Source organism: Aureimonas jatrophae (assembly GCF_900104035.1).
In the GTDB taxonomy this organism is placed as follows: Bacteria; Pseudomonadota; Alphaproteobacteria; order Rhizobiales; family Rhizobiaceae; genus Aureimonas; species Aureimonas jatrophae.
The window spans coordinates 374,206-389,905 of the sequence record NZ_FNIT01000002.1; the positions used below are offsets into that span (position 1 = coordinate 374,206).

The 15,700-nt window shown below is 69.1% G+C and carries 14 protein-coding genes; 4 read left to right on the forward strand and 10 right to left on the reverse strand.

Going from position 1 to position 15,700, the window contains the following annotated elements:
• Positions 1-18: 18 nt before the first annotated feature.
• Complete coding sequence (locus tag BLQ76_RS06150) at positions 19-1,149, forward strand: polysaccharide pyruvyl transferase family protein (protein WP_139183944.1); 1,131 nt, start codon at positions 19-21, stop codon at positions 1,147-1,149.
• 7 nt (positions 1,150-1,156) lie between these two features.
• Here BLQ76_RS06150 and BLQ76_RS06155 read toward each other — a convergent pair whose 3' ends face one another.
• A complete protein-coding gene (locus BLQ76_RS06155; RefSeq protein WP_090670477.1) occupies positions 1,157-2,398 on the reverse strand; it encodes a hypothetical protein in 1,242 nt (413 codons plus the stop codon).
• A gap of 209 nt (positions 2,399-2,607) precedes the next feature.
• Here BLQ76_RS06155 and BLQ76_RS06160 point away from each other — a divergent pair, with 209 nt between their 5' ends.
• Entirely contained in the window at positions 2,608-4,347 is a 1,740-nt protein-coding gene (locus BLQ76_RS06160; RefSeq protein WP_139183945.1) for a type I secretion system permease/ATPase, read from the forward strand.
• Positions 4,344-5,684 (forward strand): HlyD family type I secretion periplasmic adaptor subunit, encoded by a 1,341-nt coding sequence (locus BLQ76_RS06165; RefSeq protein WP_090670483.1) that lies wholly within the window; start codon positions 4,344-4,346, stop codon positions 5,682-5,684. The genes BLQ76_RS06160 and BLQ76_RS06165 overlap by 4 nt, the downstream gene beginning before the upstream one ends.
• Positions 5,685-5,756: 72 nt before the next feature.
• On the opposite strand, the gene BLQ76_RS06170 is transcribed toward BLQ76_RS06165, so the two are convergent.
• From BLQ76_RS06170 to cyoA, 7 genes are read right to left on the reverse strand one after another with little or no spacing between them, the layout of a single operon-like run.
• Positions 5,757-6,293, reverse strand: a complete 537-nt coding sequence (locus BLQ76_RS06170; RefSeq protein ID WP_090670486.1) for a response regulator transcription factor — start codon at positions 6,291-6,293, stop codon at positions 5,757-5,759.
• The gene (locus tag BLQ76_RS06175) at positions 6,280-7,611 is read right to left on the reverse strand and encodes an ATP-binding protein (protein ID WP_090670489.1); all 1,332 of its coding nucleotides are present in this window, start codon (positions 7,609-7,611) and stop codon (positions 6,280-6,282) included. Before BLQ76_RS06175 ends, BLQ76_RS06170 begins: the two co-directional genes overlap by 14 nt.
• On the reverse strand, positions 7,608-8,366 hold the full coding sequence (locus BLQ76_RS06180; RefSeq protein ID WP_483073308.1) for an SURF1 family protein: 759 nt from the start codon (positions 8,364-8,366) through the stop codon (positions 7,608-7,610). The genes BLQ76_RS06175 and BLQ76_RS06180 overlap by 4 nt, the downstream gene beginning before the upstream one ends.
• Complete coding sequence (cyoD, locus tag BLQ76_RS06185) at positions 8,363-8,764, reverse strand: cytochrome o ubiquinol oxidase subunit IV (RefSeq protein ID WP_090670492.1); 402 nt, start codon at positions 8,762-8,764, stop codon at positions 8,363-8,365. Before cyoD ends, BLQ76_RS06180 begins: the two co-directional genes overlap by 4 nt.
• Positions 8,761-9,396, reverse strand: a complete 636-nt coding sequence (cyoC, locus tag BLQ76_RS06190; protein ID WP_090670494.1) for a cytochrome o ubiquinol oxidase subunit III — start codon at positions 9,394-9,396, stop codon at positions 8,761-8,763. The genes cyoD and cyoC overlap by 4 nt, the downstream gene beginning before the upstream one ends.
• The gene (cyoB, locus tag BLQ76_RS06195; protein ID WP_090670497.1) at positions 9,393-11,405 is read right to left on the reverse strand and encodes a cytochrome o ubiquinol oxidase subunit I; all 2,013 of its coding nucleotides are present in this window, start codon (positions 11,403-11,405) and stop codon (positions 9,393-9,395) included. The genes cyoC and cyoB overlap by 4 nt, the downstream gene beginning before the upstream one ends.
• 9 nt (positions 11,406-11,414) lie before the next feature.
• Positions 11,415-12,620 (reverse strand): ubiquinol oxidase subunit II, encoded by a 1,206-nt coding sequence (gene cyoA, locus BLQ76_RS06200; RefSeq protein ID WP_090670500.1) that lies wholly within the window; start codon positions 12,618-12,620, stop codon positions 11,415-11,417.
• A 147-nt stretch (positions 12,621-12,767) separates the two neighbouring features.
• Between cyoA and BLQ76_RS06205 the strand changes: the two genes are divergently transcribed.
• On the forward strand, positions 12,768-14,087 hold the full coding sequence (locus BLQ76_RS06205; protein WP_090670503.1) for an MFS transporter: 1,320 nt from the start codon (positions 12,768-12,770) through the stop codon (positions 14,085-14,087).
• A 7-nt stretch (positions 14,088-14,094) separates the two neighbouring features.
• On the opposite strand, the gene BLQ76_RS06210 is transcribed toward BLQ76_RS06205, so the two are convergent.
• Both BLQ76_RS06210 and BLQ76_RS06215 read right to left on the reverse strand, forming a co-directional pair.
• Positions 14,095-14,553 carry a DUF4126 domain-containing protein gene (locus BLQ76_RS06210; RefSeq protein WP_090670506.1) on the reverse strand — a complete coding sequence of 153 codons (459 nt, stop codon included), beginning with the start codon at positions 14,551-14,553 and terminating at the stop codon, positions 14,095-14,097.
• 59 nt (positions 14,554-14,612) lie between these two features.
• The gene (locus tag BLQ76_RS06215) at positions 14,613-15,689 is read right to left on the reverse strand and encodes an ABC transporter ATP-binding protein (RefSeq protein ID WP_090670509.1); all 1,077 of its coding nucleotides are present in this window, start codon (positions 15,687-15,689) and stop codon (positions 14,613-14,615) included.
• Positions 15,690-15,700: the final 11 nt, after the last annotated feature.

The window sequence follows — 15,700 nt, forward strand, 5'->3', positions numbered from 1 at the left end:
GCAAAGAAGGCCTTCGTCATGCGCGCAGCCCTGGTGAAGTATTCCGGCCGGCGGCTCAACAACCACGAGGCGGTCTGGTTCGACACGCCGTTCAGCCGCACGCTCGAGGACTACTACAACACCGGCGACATCTGCGTGTACGACTCTACGCTGCGCGTCGTGGACTATTCGGAAGGCCTCTCGCTCAACATCGACGAGCCGGTGACCGAGGAGGGCGTCCGGCGCGTCAAGGAGCGGTGCGACTTCATCCTCCTGCGCGGCTCCAACTACATCCACGAGGCGATGGACTGGGGCCATTTCCCGGCCTGGGTCGAGGCGTTGGACCTGCCGGTCTTGTGCATCGGGGTCGGCGCGCAGGCCGAGACCGAGCGCCCGATCGCGCTGCCGCCCGAGGGGCGCCGCCTCTGGCAGATGATCGCCGAGCGCACGCAGATCGGCGTGCGCGGCGCCTTCTCGGCTGAGACCCTCCACCGCAACGGTATCCACAACCTCGAGATCGTCGGCTGCCCCTCGATCTTTCGCGCGCGCGACCGCGACATGACGCTGCGCCATGCGCCGGGCGGGCCGCGCCGCGTCACCTTCTCGCTGCGGCGCGAGGTCGGCTCGACCTATGCGGTCGACCCTGCCGCCTTTATCGCCACGCAGAAGCGCATCATCGCCAAGCTCGACCTGTCGAGCGACCTCTATCTTTCCTGCCACGGCGAGCCCGAGGAGAAGGCTTTCTTCTTCCGCTCGCCGCGCCACATGGAGCGCGCCACCGCCAAGCTCGTCGCCGAGAACTGGTTCGACGAGGTGACCGGCGCGCGCCTCAAGGCGCTCTACGAGAGCCGCCTCTATTATGTCGGGGCGCCCGGCGACTACGACGTCTACGCGCCGCAGTTCGACGCGGCGCTCGGCTACCGCGTCCATGCGGTCCTGCCGGCGGTGGCGACCGGCGTGCCGGGCGTCCTCTTCTCCTACGACACGCGCTCGCGCGAACTCGCCGAGACCTTCGACCTGCCGATCTACTCGCCCGCCGAGTTCGAGCGCCAGACGCTCGCCGACGCCCTGGCGCCCGCGCGCTTCGCGCGCTTTCAGCAACTCTTCCCCGAGCGCTACGACCGCATGAAGAGCTTCATCGAGCGCAACGGCGTGCAGACCCGCATGTGAGTCTCGCTCAGTCCGCCGGCTCGATCCGGACGGGACGCATCGCGACGTCGCGGTCGGTGCCGATCCGGCAGCCCTCGAGGCGGCTGCGCACGAAGGTGAGCATCGGCCGGTCGCCGACGGTCGCGAAGTTCCGGTCCGCGCTCTCCGGGTCGATCAGCGCGGGATAGCCGATCGGCTGGTCCGGCGCGCAAGGCTGCCCGCTGCCCATGAGCGGAGCCTCGAGGACGAGGGTCGGCCCCTGCCAGTGGAGAAGGTCGACGCTGGTCGACACGAAGACCCCGGTCCGCTCGCGCCCGTGCGCGTCGGCGCGCCGTCCCTTCATGGTGGCGATCCATTGCCCCGACCGCTCGTGGCGCACGAGGCTCGTGACCGGCCAGGGCAGGTGCGTGGGATCGATCGGGTCGCAGAGGTGGGCGGCCGGGTCCGCATCCTCGCGATACGGGTCGGCGATCCGCGTCCGGTACGCCCCGTCGTGCCAGGCGCGCCAGCGCGAGGCATCCGCGAGATCGTCGGTGCGCAGCAGGCAGTTGCCGGACCGCTGGGGCTCGGGTGCCACGACGTTCGCCATCATCGCGAAGCCGCCCGTGACGGGGACGATGTTGGTGGGCTCGAAGAAGCCCGCGCGCCTCCCGCGCGTCTCGTCCGCGCGCTGGGGAAGGGCTGCGACTAGGCGCGGCTCGGCCGGCTCGAAACGCGCGCCTCCGTCGTGCGAGACAGCCGCCGTCAACGTGTTGTACCAGCAGGCGTCGGCCTCGCTCGTATCGCAGCGCCCCGCCAGATGCCCGCGATACTCGTCGTGCAGCACGGCGTGGACGGTCCGCCCGTCGTGCGTGTAGGTGGCGGCGATCCAGCTCCGGTTGCTGAACGAGGCGGGGTCGTCGAGCCCGGCGGCCTGATACGCCACGCGGCAGCTATGCGCGAGCGCGCCGAAGCTCCGGCCGGTCAGGGCGCGCGCCCGGTGGTGGCTCTGGAAGACGTGGATCGTGCCGGCGGCGTCGCGAAAGGCGCGGGTCGGCGTGTCGGGAATATCCCAGGGCTCGCAGGCATCGCGCCCGTGGCTGAAGAGAACGCTCTCCTGCGGCTCCACCGTCAGCCGCAGCGCCGGCTCGCCGGCCTGCGCGCCGGCTCCCCCGCTCGCCAGAAGCGCCGCGCCGGCGATCGCACCCGTCCGGCGATGCGACAGTCGGCGCGCGGCGGCGGTTGCACGCGTATCGGCCTGCTTAAACAGAGCTTTACTCCCCGTGTGCAATTTTACCCGCTCGAACCGGCATCGGCCCGGTCCCTCAACGAGGCGGCGCAGCGGTTCGATCCCGAAAGCCGCGGCGTCCTCGGGATCGGGAACCGCCGGGAAAAAGGAGCGGGCATGCGCGAGCCCCGGAAAGCCGGGATGGGCAGGGTGGGCGGGGCCGAAGGGTCTCGACGCACCCGGCCGTGCGCCGACGGGGCGGGGTGTGCCGCGTGAAGCCCGTCCTGTCGTCGCCGCTTCTGGCCATCCTGCGCTCGCTCTCGTCGGGCTATCTCAACCTTCTCGCCTTCGGCTTCTTTCTGCCGTTCCTGTTCATGGCGATGTCGCTGATCCCCATGAGCATCATCGAGCGCGTCGGGACCAGCCGCAACGCCTCGACGCTCCTGACGCTGGTCGCGATCGCGGTGATCGTGACGGCGACCTACACGCTGATGGAGTCGATCCGCGCGCAGGTGCTGGAGCGCATGGGCGCCGAGATCGACGCGCGCCTGACGCGCACCTGCTTCGATGCGTTCAATCGCGGACGAACGCCTGACGGCGGCTCCTCCGCCCAGGCGCTTCAGGACCTCCAGACCGTGCGCCGCTTCCTGGGTGGACCCTCGCTGTCGGCGGCGATCGACGCCTTCTGGTCGCCGCTCTTCGTGGTGGCGATGTTCTTCGTGAACGCCGCCTTCGGCTTCCTGATCCTCGGCCTCCTGGCCTTCTCCGCCGCCATGTCGGTCGCGACGCATTACTGGGTCTCGGGGCATCTCGCCTCGGCGGGCCGCCTCGACCTCGAGGCCAACGAGTTCGGCCTCGCCGTCTCGCGCAACGCCGAGACCGTGCGCGCCATGGGCATGCTGCCGGCCCTCACCGAGCGCTGGTACGCCCTGCATCGCGACGGGCTCGGATGGCGCGGGCTCGCTCAGGCGCGGGCCAGCGCGATCGGCCTCGTGCCGCGCATGGTCCAGAACGGGCAGATGATCATCGTCTACGGCCTTGGCGGCACGCTCTTTCTCGTGGACCAGATCCACCTGTCGGTGCTGTTCGTGGTCTTGATGATCATGATGCGCGCGCAGGGGCCGCTGCAGCATCTCATCGGCAACTGGAGCCAGATCCAGTCGTTCCGAATGGCGGCGGGGCGGCTAGACGCGCTTCTGCGCGGCATCGAGGCGGCGCCCAAGCCCCTGTCCCTGCCTGCGCCCTCCGGGACGCTCGCGGTCACCCGCCTCGTCGGCGGCCCGCCGGGCATGGAGCGCCCGGTGATCAACGACGTGTCCTTCACGCTCGCGCCCGGCCGCATCCTGGGCATCGTGGGACCGAGCGGGGCGGGCAAGAGCTGCCTGTCGCGTCTTCTCACCGGCATCTGGCGGCCCCGGCGCGGAACGGTCGTCTTCGGCGAGCAGGATCTCGCGCATTGGGACGCCGACGAGCTCGGGCGCCATGTCGGCTACGTGCCGCAGGACGTGGAGTTCCTGCCGGGCACGCTGGCCGAGAACATCAGCCGCTTCGACCCGGCCGCGACCGCCGACAGCGTCCTCGCAGCCGTGGACATGGCGGGTATCCACGACATCGTGCGAGGCCTGCCCGAGGGCTACGCGACGCGCCTCGGCGGCCCGGGCGGCCACACGCTGTCGGGCGGCCAGCGCCAGCGCGTGGCACTGGCCCGCGCGGTCTACGGCACGCCACGTCTTCTCGTTCTCGACGAACCCAACTCCAACCTCGACGCCGGCGCCGAGCAGGTGCTCGGCCGCACGCTTCAGCGCATGCGCGACGCGGGCTCGGCGGTGATCGTCGTCTCGCACCGCATCAGCCTGCTCGGCTACTGCGACGACCTTCTCGTCCTGAACGAGGGCGTCGTGCAGGCGATCGGCGCGCGCGAGCGCATCTTCAGCCGCCTGCCGCGCCTGCGCGAGGCCGCAGCGCCCCAGCCCGCGGTGCTCGACCTGCCGCGTACGGGAACGGGCGGATGAGCGCCGCGCTCGCACCCGCTTCGGGTACCGCCTTCACACCTGCGCCCCCACCCAACGCCGACTGGCGGCGCTCGCTCAAGGCCGGCTATCTCGTGCTCTCGCTGTCGGTCGGCCTGTGCGGCGGTTGGGCCGCGTTCGCGCGCATCAACTCGGCGGTGGTCACCAACGGCACCTTCGCGGTGGAGTCGCACCGCCAGACCGTGCAGCACCTGGAGGGCGGCATCGTCGCCGAGATCCTGGTGCACGACGGCGACCGGGTGGAGGCCGATCAGCTTCTTCTGCGGCTCGACACGACGCGCTCGGAAGCGGCCGCCGCAGCCGCCGCCAAGGGGCTCGCCGGTGCGCTCGCCACCGAGGCCCGGCTCGTCGCCCAGCGCGACATGGCCGACTACATGGTGCTTCCCGAAGAGGCCGTGACGCTGATGCGGGGCCTCGAGGGCAGCGCGATCGACGACAACCATCGCGACTTCGAAAGCCGCCGGCAGGTGCTCGCGGGATCGCTCGAGCTTCTCGATGCGCAGGCCAAGCAGGTGCGCAACGAGATCGCGCAGGTGCAGCTCGACGCGCAAGGGGCGAGCGAGCAGCTGGCGAGCCTCGCCAAGGAGCTGAAGAGCGTGCGGCCCCTCTACGAGAAGGGCCTCGTCGCGCTGAGCCGCGTCACGACGCTGGAGCGCCAGAAGGCGCAGTTCGACGCGACCGTGCGCAAGAGCCGCAACGACAAGGTCAAGGGCGAGGACCGCCTGGCCGAGATCGCCCTGAAACGCGAGGCCCTGCGCAAGGACTACCGGCAGGAGGCGTCCGGCGCGCTGATCGAGGTCGGGCGCCAGATCGCGGCCTTCCGTCAGGAACGGCAGGTCGCGCTCGACATGCTGGCGCGCTCGGCGATCCGCTCGCCGGTGGCCGGCACGGTCCAGGGCAGCCGCGTCTTCACGGTGGGCGGCGTGGTGCGCGGCGGCGAGCCGATCCTCGACGTCGTGCCCGAGGGCGAGGACATGCGCATCCGCGCCCGCGTCACGCCCGGCGACATCGACCGCATCCACGAGGGCATGGCGGTGGAGATCCATGCCGGGGCGCTGACGCGCTACCGCGCCGAGAAGCTGACGGGGAGGCTGAGCTTCGTGTCGCGCGACACGGTGGCGGGAAGCGATCCGAGCCAGCCGCCCGCCTATGCGGTGGAGGTGACGATGGACGCCGCCAGCCTTCCGGCCGACCTCCGCCCGCGCCTTGTCGCCGGCATGGACGCACAGGTCGTGATCCCGACGGAGGGGCGCACGGTGCTGCAGTATCTCGTCGCGCCGGTCACGCGGAACATCGAGGAGTCGCTGCGCGAGCGCTGACGCTTCGGCGAGCGCTGACGCTTGGGCGAGCGCTGACGCTTGGGCGAGCGCTCACCCAAGCCGTGGGACCGCTCAGGAGACGCGGCTCTTGCCGAGTTTGCGCGCCAGGGTCCGCCGGTGCATGCCGAGGCGCCGCGCGGCCTCCGAGATGTTGAAGTCGACCTCGGCCAGGACCTCGTGAATGCGCTCCCATTCCAGCGTCTTGATCGAGGTCGCGCGCGTGCCGAGCGGAATGTCGGTCGAGCCTTCCGCGCGCGCGAAGGCGGCCTCGATGTCGTCGGTATTGGAGGGCTTGGCGAGGTAATGACAGGCGCCGAGCTTCACGGCCTCGACGGCGGTCGCGATGCTGGCGTAGCCGGTCAGCACCACGATGCGCATGTCGGCGTCGTGCTCATGAAGGATTTTCACGCACTCGAGGCCCGAACCGTCGCCGAGCTTCAGGTCCACCACCGCGTAGTCCGGTGTCTCGGCCTCGATCGCCGCGCGCATCTCGCCGACGCCGGCGCAGACGCGGACCGTGTAGTCGCGCCGCTCGAAGGAGCGCTTCAACGTGCGCGAGAAGGTCGGGTCGTCCTCGACGATCAGGAGCGAGGTGTTAGCGTCGTCCATCGGGGTCCTCCGCGCGCAGCCGATCGAGGGGCAGGGCCAGCGTCACCCGCGCGCCGCCGTCCGGCCGGTTGCCGGCCTCCACTGTTCCGCCGAGCTTGCGCACGACGTTGACCACCAGAAACAGGCCGAGGCCCGAGCCCGCGCGGTTCTTGCTGGAGCGGTAGGGCTTGCCGAACTCGGCGAGCATGGTCTCGGAAAAGCCCGGACCCGCGTCCTCGACGTCGAGCACGAGTCGTTCCTCCTCGCGGCGCACGGTGACGCGCATCCAGTTGGGCGAGGCCTCGAAGGCGTTGTCGAAGAGGCTGGCGATCACCTGCTTCAGCGCCGGATCGGACAGGATGCGCTCATCGGGCCGAAAGAGGTTGAGATAGTCGAGCCGGCGCGGCGAGCGGAAGGCGCGCCACTCGGCGACGAGCTCGTCCACGAAGTGGCTCGCGCTGGTGGAGACGATGTGCTCGCCCCGCGCCTCGCCGGCCGACAGGAGAATGCCGGTCACGATCGACTTGCAGCGGTCGAGCTGGGCCTGCATGTCCTCCATCTCCTGCGCGGTCACGGGGTCGTCGCGGAAGGTGGGCAGGTGTCGCCAGTCGTTGAGGATCACGGCGAGCGTGGCGAGCGGTGTGCCGAGCTCATGCGCGGCCCCCGACGCGAGCAGGCCCATGCGCACGATGTGCTCCTCTTCCGCCGCCTGGCGCGCGAGGTCGCCGAGCCGCCGGTCGCGCAGGCGCAGGTTGCGGTTGATCTTGTCCACGAAGAAGACCAGCAGCCCGGCGGCGAGAAGAAAGCCGATGAACGTGCCCTGGACATGGAAAGGGAGGATGCCCTTCGCGTAGAGGTCCGGCGACGCGGCTAGAGCGATCCGGTCGTGCATCAGGCCGAGAAAGGCCGTGCCTGTGATCGCGACGAGGGTCCAGGCGGACCAGGCTTCCAGCAGCACCGCACCCAGGATCACCTGCAGGAGAAACAGGATCACGAACGGATTGTCGGCGCCCCCGCTGAGCGACAGCTGGATCGTGAGCGCCGCGACGTCGAGAAGAAGCTGCAGGAAGAGTTCGCCGTTCGAGACCGGTCGCCCGCCGCGCACGCTGCGGACGCTCGCCGCGTTGACGAGCAGCAGCGTCGCGATCACCACGGCCATGGGGGCGAGCGGCAGGTCGATGCCGATCGCGAAGCGCACGGCGAGGATCGTCGCGACCTGACCCAGCGCCGCGATCCAGCGCAGCTGGGTGAGAAGAAGGAGGTTCTGTCGGTTGGCGCTCTCGCGGATCGGCGCCACCACCGGCGCGTCGCGGCCCCGAACGGCGTCGGAGGCGGTCATGCTGGCGGCTCCGACGCCGTCCGGCGGTCCGAGCGCAGAACCAGAACAAGGCCCACCAGCGCCAGCGCCGCCATGCCGAACCAGGTCAGCGCGTAGACCAGGTGGTTGTTGGGAAAGCGCAGGACCGTCAGGCCGCCGACCGGTCGAACCGCGGCCGAGCCCGACGGCACGCCCTCGGCTCCCGTGCGCGCGTCCACGAAGTAGGGGGCCAGACCCGAGACGCCGCGCGAGGCGCCGATCGCCGCGACGTCGCGCGAGTACCAGCGGTCGGCGGCCGGATCGTTGCTCTGGAGGAAACCGCCCTCGGGCTCGGTCAGCCGCAGGAGGCCGGTCACCGTCGTGTCGCCCTCCGGCGGCGGGGCGATGGCCTCGGCCGAGGTGCCGACCGGCACGAAGCCGCGATTGACGAGCACCGCGAAGCCTTCGCGCGTGCGGAAGGGCGCCAGGACCCAGTCGCCGCCGCCGCGCTCGGTCACCGCCTGAACCAGCGCCGGCCGGACCGACTCGAAGCGACCCTCGAGGCGGACGTTGCGGTACTCGGCCTCGGCGGGCGAGGACGTGGACCAGGCCTCGGGCGAGGGGGGCGCGGCCGGCTCGGCCTCGACGCGGGCCTCGACCCGAGCGATCAGGTCGAGCTTCCAGGCGCGGCGCTCGACCTGCCACAGGCCCAACGCCGTCAGCACGGCGACCAGAACGAGCATCAGGGCGGCGAGCGCGAACCGCTTGGCGCGGCCGCCCGCCGCCCGCCCGTTCACGGCATCTGGCTCATGTCGTGCATGTCGCCCGGCATCATGTTGGTGTTGAGGTTGTACATGACCCACAACGTGCCGCTCAGCGTGATCACCACCACGACCAGCGTGAACATCAGAGCCATGAAGGTCCAGCCTTCCTCGGCGCGGGCGTTCATGTGGAGGAAGAAGATCATGTGGACCACGACCTGGACGGCCGCGAAGGCCACCACCAGGAAGCCGATCCAGGCCGTGCTCTCGAGCGGGCGCTCCATCACGAGATAGAAGGGCACTGCGGTCAAAAGCACCGACAGGACGAAGCCCGTCATGTAGCCCTTCAGCGAGCCGTGTGCGGCGTCGCCGTCGTGCTCGTTGGCGGCGCGGTGCTCTTGCGCGATCTTGGTGTCGTTGGCCGGAGCGCTCATCGCAGCATCCCCAGAAGATAAACGAAGGTGAAGACGCCGATCCAGATGACGTCCAGGAAGTGCCAGAACATGGACAGGCACATGAGGCGACGCTGGTTGGCCGGGATCAGGCCCTTTCGGGAGACCTGCACCATCAGCGTCACCAGCCAGATCGAGCCGAAGAACACGTGAAGGCCGTGGGTGCCGACCAGCGCGAAGAAGGCCGACAGGAAGCCCGAGCGCTGCGGCGTGGCGCCGATCTCGATCAGGTGGTGGAACTCGTAGAGCTCGATGCCGAGGAAGGCGGCGCCGAAAACGCCCGTGATGCCCAGCCAAGCGAGCGTCGCGTTCTTGCGGCCGCGCGCCATCTCGAGCATCGCGAAGCCGTAGGTGATCGACGAGAAGAGCAGCATCGCCGTGTTGAGGGCGACGAGTTCCAGATCGAACAGATCCCTCGGGCCGGGACCGGCGGCGTAGTTGCCGCCGATCACGCCGAAGGTGGCGAACAGGATCGCGAAGATGAGGCAGTCGCTCATCAGGTAGATCCAGAAGCCGAGCAGCGTGGAGTGACCCTCCTCGTGATGCGGCTCCTCGACGAGGTGGAAGGCCACCTCGCCCTTGGCGTCGACGGTGGTTACGGTCGCCGAACTCATGCGCGCGCTCCCGCCGCCAGGAGGTCGGTCCGCTGCGCCTCGGTGCGCGACACCACGTCGGCCGGGATGTGGTAGTCCCGGTGGTAGTTGAACGTGTGGACGATCGCCGCGCCGACGATGGCGACGAAGCTGAGCGCGGCCAGCCACCAGATGTACCAGATCATGGCGAAGGCAAAGGCGACGCTGAGCACCGACAGGACGACGCCCGTGGCCGTGTTCGAGGGCATGTGGATCGGCCGGTAGCCGTCCAGCGGACGCTGGTAGCCGCGAGCCTTCATGTCCGCAAAGGCGTCGCCGTCATGCACAACGGGCGTGAAGGCGAAGTTGTAGTCCGGCGGCGGCGAGGAGGTCGCCCATTCCAGCGTGCGCCCGCCCCACGGGTCGCCCGTGGTGTCGCGAAGCGCGTCGCGGCGCCAGATCGAGACCGCGATCTGCACGAGAAGGGCGCCGATGCCCGCCGCGATCAGAAGCGCGCCCACCGCCGCGACGACGAACCAGATCTGGAGCGAGGGGTCGTCGAAGACGCGCATGCGCCGCGTCACGCCCATCAGGCCGAGCACGTAGAGCGGCATGAAGGCGACCCAGAAGCCGACCGTCCAGCACCAGAACGAGACGTGTCCCCAGAACGTGTCGAGCTTGTAGCCGAAGGCCTTCGGCCACCAGTAGTTGATCGCCGCGAACACGCCGAACAGGACGCCGCCGATGATGACGTTGTGGAAGTGCGCCACCAGGAACAGCGAGTTGTGCAGCACGAAGTCGGCCGGCGGCACCGCCAGGAGAACGCCCGTCATGCCGCCCACCACGAAGGTGAGCATAAAGGCGATGGTCCACATCATCGGCAGGTCGAAGCGCACGCGCCCGCGATACATGGTGAACAGCCAGTTGAAGATCTTGGCGCCCGTCGGGATCGAGATGATCATCGTCGTGATGCCGAAGAACGAGTTCACGCTCGCGCCCGAACCCATCGTGAAGAAGTGGTGGAGCCACACGAGGTAGGCGAGGATCGTGATCACGACGGTGGCGTAGACCATCGAGGTGTAGCCGAAGAGGCGCTTGGACGAGAAGGTCGAGGTGACCTCCGAGAAGACGCCGAACAGCGGCAGGATCAGGATGTAGACCTCCGGGTGGCCCCAGATCCAGATGAGGTTCACGTACATCATGGAGTTGCCGCCCAGATCGCTCGTGAAGAAGTTCGTTCCCACGTAGCGGTCGAGCGTCAGAAGGGTCAGGACGGCGGTCAGGACCGGGAAGGACGCCACGATCAGGATGTTCGTGCACAGCGACGTCCAGCAGAAGATCGGCATCTTCATCATGGTCATGCCGGGCGCGCGCATCTTGATGATCGTGCAGATCAGGTTGATGCCCGACAAGGTCGTGCCGACGCCCGCCACCTGCAGCGCCCAGAGATAGTAGTCCACCCCGACATACGGACTGGACTCGATGCCCGAGAGCGGCGGGAAGGCGAGCCAGCCGGTCTGGGCGAACTCGCCGACGAACAGCGACATCATGATGACGATGGCGCCCGCCGCGGTCATCCAGAACGAGAAGTTGTTGAGGAACGGGAACGAGACGTCGCGCGCGCCGATCTGCAGCGGCACGACGTAGTTCATGAGACCCGTGACGAAAGGCATCGCCACGAAGAAGATCATGATCACGCCATGGGCCGTGAAGATCTGGTCGTAGTGATGGGCGTTCAGGTAGCCTTCCGAGCCGTTGAAGGCGATCGCCTGCTGGGCGCGCATCATGATGGCGTCGGAGAAGCCGCGCAGGAACATCACGAGGCCGAGCACCATGTACATGATGCCGATCTTCTTGTGATCGACGCTCGTGAACCACTCCTTCCAGAGGTAGCCCCAGAGCTTGTACTTGGTGATCAGGAACAGGACAGCGGCGCCGATCAGCGCGGTGCCGGCGAAGGCGCCCACCACGATGGGCTCGTGGAGCGGGAAGGCCTGAAGCGTCAGGCGCCCGAAGATCGGGCTGACGGGAGGGGAGGTTTCAAGAGCCATGGCAGGGAATCACAGCGAGCTGAGGAGGTCGAGCGGCGCGTCGGCGCGGCTGATGACGGGTTCGTTGCCCAGCGCGGAGAGCGGTCTGGGAAGGCCGAGGCCTAGGATCGCGGTGAAGCGGTCGCGCACCTCGTCCTTCGGGCGGTCACGCAGCGCGGCGAGAGCTTCTTCCTCGGTGCAGATCGAGGCGACGAAGCGGGGTGCGGGACCGAGCACGGTGGCGCCGCGCGGCGCTCCGGTCCGGTCGACGAGCGGAAGCGTGGCGTTGAGGCTGGCAAGCCCGAGGCCGCCGCGCGCGTCGATCGCCATCATCTCGCTCATGCACATGCGACCCGGCTCAGCGCACAGGTTGACCACCGCGTCGAAGAGCGCGGGGTCGACACCGGCATAGCGCATGACCGGAACGCCCTCGCTCGGCTCGGCGAGCTCCAGATAGGTCGTGCGGTCGAGCGTCTGGCCGCTCGTGCGCGCCTCGTTCACCCAGGTGTCGAAGCCGGCCTGGTCGACCCCGTGGAACTTGAAGCGCATCTTCGAGAAGCCCGCCCCGCTGTAGTGCGAGGAGAAGCCGTCATAGGTGCCGGGGTGGTTGATCACGCCGTGCAGCGTCGTTTCCATGCCGGGCATGGCGTAGATCATGCCGGCGAGCGTCGGCACGTAGAAGGCGTTCATCACCGTGGACGCGGTCAGCTTGAAGCGGATCGGCCGGTCCACCGGCGCCGCGAGGTCGTTGACCGTCGCGATGCCGTATTGCGGCAGGATGAAGAGCCACTTCCAGTCGAGCGCCACGACCTCGACCTCAAGCGGCTCGACGTTCGCCTCGATCGGCCGGTCGGCCGCCACGCGCCCGAGCGGGCGGTAGGGGTCGAGAAGATGGGTGCCCATCCAGGTGAAGGCGCCGAGCGCGATGACGATCAGGAGCGGGATCGCCCAGATTACCAGTTCGAGGCGCGTCGAGTGGTCCCAGTCGGGATCGTAGGCCGCGTCCTTGTTGGCGGCGCGGTAGCGCCAGGCGAACAGGACGGTCAGCACCATGACCGGAATGATCACGAGGAGCATCAGGCCGGTCGAGATCAGGATCAGGTCGCGCTGCTGGGCGGCGACGTCACCGGCCGGCGCCATGACGACCATGTTGCAGCCGGCCAGCGGCAGCAGGAGAAGGCCAGCGAGAGGAGCGCCGAGGCGCTTCCAGACGGATCTGTGGCGAGCTTGGGTCATGGGGGCGCGCTAAACCTCCTTGCTGCGCTGCGACATTGGACAATTTGCCCAATGCCACGGGTCGATCCACCCGCGTGATAAGCTATGTGGGAAAAGGTACCGTTTTTCGCGACCCGGCGCGTCCGGGCTCCGACCGCGATGGATGATATGACGCACACTGAAGCTTCGGCCGAGCGGGACGCCCGGCTCATCAACGCACGCCATCACGGCGATGTGCGCTCCGGCGACATCGCGATCGGCGTGATCATCGGGCGCACGTCGGAATTCTTCGACTTCTTCGTCTACGCGATCGCCTCGGTGATCGTGTTCCCGCGCCTGGTCTTCCCGTTCGTCGACCCGGTCACCGGCACGCTCTACTCCTTCGCGATCTTCGCCCTGGCCTTTGCCGCGCGCCCGCTCGGCACCTCGATCTTCAACGCCATCGACCGGACCTACGGGCGCAGCGCCAAGCTCACGCTGGCGCTGTTCATGCTCGGCACCTCGACGGTGGCGATCGGCTTCCTGCCGAGCTACGAGCGCATCGGTCTTTGGGCCGCGGTGGTCCTGACCACCTTGCGCGTCCTGCAGGGCATCGCGGTGGCCGGCACCTGGGACGGCCTAGCGCCGCTCCTCGCGCTCAACGCGCCCAAGGAGAAGCGCGGCTGGTACGCCATGATCCCGCAGCTCGGCGCACCGATCGGGCTCCTGGTCGCGAGCCTCCTGTTCGCCTTCTTCGTCGGCAACCTGTCGGCGGCCGACTTCTACGACTGGGGCTGGCGCTACCCCTTCTTCGTGGCCTTCGCGATCAACGTCGTGGCCCTCTTCGCGCGCCTGCGCATCGTGGTGACGCCGGAATACACGCGCCTCTACGACGAGCGCGAGCTGAAGCCCGTGCGCATCCGCGAGACGCTGCGCGCTCAAGGGCGCACGGTTCTGGCGGGCGCCTTCGCGCCGCTCGCCAGCTTCGCGCTGTTCCACATGGTGACCGTGTTCCCGCTTTCCTGGGTGTTCCTCTACACGCGCGAGGCGCCGTCGCGCTTCCTGCTTCTGGAAAGCGCGGGCGCGGTGGTGTTCACGATCGCCATCATGGTCTCGGGCAACCTGTCGGACCGGTTCGGCCGGGCGCGTCTCCTGCAGGTCTGCGCGGTCGCGATCGCGGTGTTCAGCGGCTTCGCGCCGCAGCTTCTCGACGCGGGACTGGCGGGCGAGGCCTTCTTCATGCTGTCGGGCTTCGCGCTTCTGGGCCTGAGCTTCGGCCAGTCCTCGGGTGCGGTCGCCTCGAACTTCCAGCCGCACTACCGCTACACCGGCTCGGCCCTCACCTCGGACCTCGCGTGGATCTTCGGCGCGGGACTCGCCCCTTTGGCCGGCCTCGTTCTCGCCTCGCAGTTCGGCCTTCTGGCGGCCGGCGCCTATCTCCTGTCGGGCGCGATCTGCACGCTGGTGGCGCTGCGCTTCGCCTCGCGTCGCAACGACATGGAGGTCTGAGCGACCGCTAGCGGCGACGGCGCGCCAGCGCCGCCGCCCCGAGCGCCAGCGCCAGGACCAGCGCGTCCTCGGCCGCGCCGCTCGGGCGCTGCCCGACCTCGCGCATCGCGCGCATTCGGGCCCGAAACGTGATGTGGGCGCTGGCCAGCGCGGTCACGGCACCGAGGATCGCGCCCAGATCCTGCGTGCGCCGGGGCGCCAGCGCCGCGCCGGCCACCGCACCGGTCGCGAGGCGCGCCGCCATGCCGGGCAGGACGATGCGATCGGGCGCCGTGCGCATCTTGTCGCCGAGGATCTCACCGACCGCCAGGAGCGTCGCGCCCGCGACCGCCGCGTCGCCGCCCAGAAGCCGCGCGAGCCGGCCCCGGTTCGGCAGCTCGCCGCGCCGCGCGAGCCAGGCCGAGACCGCCAACGGCGTCAGGGAGCGGGCGCCGGCCGCCACGCCCATCAGGATCGAAGGTACCATCGTCTCGCACTCCGCTGCTGGCTTTCGCCCGCAAACGGTCGGCGACGAGACGGGTTGCGTCAGATGCGCCGACCGTCGCTGCCGAAAAGGTGCGCCTTGGCCGGATCGAAGGCGAGGGGGATCGTCTCGCCCGAGCGGATCGGCTGCTGGCCGTCGAGGACGACGGTCGAGGTCTCGCCGTTGGGCATGGCGGCATAGACGACAGTGGAGCCGCCCAGGTGCTCGACGAGCTGGACGCGCGCCGAACCCAGACCGGCCCGGCCATCGCCCGCGCGCAGGTGTTCCGGCCGCACGCCGAAGGTCAGCTCCTCGCCCGCCCGCGCCTCGACCGGCGCCTCCAGCGTCAGCTTGAGGCCCGAGACGTCGATCGTGCGCCGCGAGGGATCGTCCTGCAGCAGGCGCGCCTTCAGGAAGTTCATCTTGGGGCTGCCGATGAAGCCGGCGACGAAGCGGTTGGCGGGCCGGTTGTAGAGGTCGAGCGGACGCCCGGCCTGCATGATGCGACCCTCCTTCAGGACCACGATCTTGTCGGCCATGGTCATCGCCTCGACCTGGTCGTGCGTCACGTAGATCATCGTGTTGCCGAGCGTCTGGTGGAGGCCGGCGATCTCGACGCGCATCTGGACGCGCAGCTCGGCGTCCAGGTTCGAGAGCGGCTCGTCGAACAGGAAGATCTTGGGCTCGCGCACGATGGCGCGTCCGATGGCGACGCGCTGGCGCTGGCCGCCCGAGAGCGCCTTCGGCCGGCGCTGCAGCAGCGGGTTGATCTGCAGGATGTTGGCCGCGCGCTGGACGCGTTCGCGGATCTCGGCCTTCTTGTAGCCTGCCGTCTCGAGCCCGAAGGCAAGGTTCTTATAGACGCTCATGTGCGGGTAGAGCGCGTAGCTCTGGAACACCATGGCGATGCCGCGCTTGGAGGCCGGCACCTCGTTCATGCGTGTCCCGTCGATCCGCAGCTCGCCGCCCGTGATCTCCTCCAACCCCGCGATCATGCGCAGAAGGGTCGATTTTCCGCAGCCCGACGGTCCGACGAACACCGTGAACTCGCCCGGCTCGATCTGGAGGTCGATGCCGTGGATGACCTGCAGCCCGCCGAAGCTCTTCTCCACGCGGTCGAGCGTGATGCTGGTCGCCATGTGTCTCTCCC

Excerpts from the sequence above, each read along its gene's own strand:
- BLQ76_RS06150 (WP_139183944.1), top strand. The coding sequence starts at position 19 with ATGCGCGCAGCCCTGGTGAAGTATTCCGGCCGGCGGCTCAACAACCAC.
- BLQ76_RS06165 (WP_090670483.1), top strand. The coding sequence starts at position 4,344 with ATGAGCGCCGCGCTCGCACCCGCTTCGGGTACCGCCTTCACACCTGCG.
- BLQ76_RS06170 (WP_090670486.1), bottom strand. The coding sequence starts at position 6,293 with ATGGACGACGCTAACACCTCGCTCCTGATCGTCGAGGACGACCCGACC.
- BLQ76_RS06175 (WP_090670489.1), bottom strand. The coding sequence starts at position 7,611 with ATGACCGCCTCCGACGCCGTTCGGGGCCGCGACGCGCCGGTGGTGGCG.
- cyoD (WP_090670492.1), bottom strand. The coding sequence starts at position 8,764 with ATGAGCGCTCCGGCCAACGACACCAAGATCGCGCAAGAGCACCGCGCC.
- cyoC (WP_090670494.1), bottom strand. The coding sequence starts at position 9,396 with ATGAGTTCGGCGACCGTAACCACCGTCGACGCCAAGGGCGAGGTGGCC.
- cyoB (WP_090670497.1), bottom strand. The coding sequence starts at position 11,405 with ATGGCTCTTGAAACCTCCCCTCCCGTCAGCCCGATCTTCGGGCGCCTG.
- cyoA (WP_090670500.1), bottom strand. The coding sequence starts at position 12,620 with ATGACCCAAGCTCGCCACAGATCCGTCTGGAAGCGCCTCGGCGCTCCT.
- BLQ76_RS06205 (WP_090670503.1), top strand. The coding sequence starts at position 12,768 with ATGACGCACACTGAAGCTTCGGCCGAGCGGGACGCCCGGCTCATCAAC.
- BLQ76_RS06210 (WP_090670506.1), bottom strand. The coding sequence starts at position 14,553 with ATGGTACCTTCGATCCTGATGGGCGTGGCGGCCGGCGCCCGCTCCCTG.
- BLQ76_RS06215 (WP_090670509.1), bottom strand. The coding sequence starts at position 15,689 with ATGGCGACCAGCATCACGCTCGACCGCGTGGAGAAGAGCTTCGGCGGG.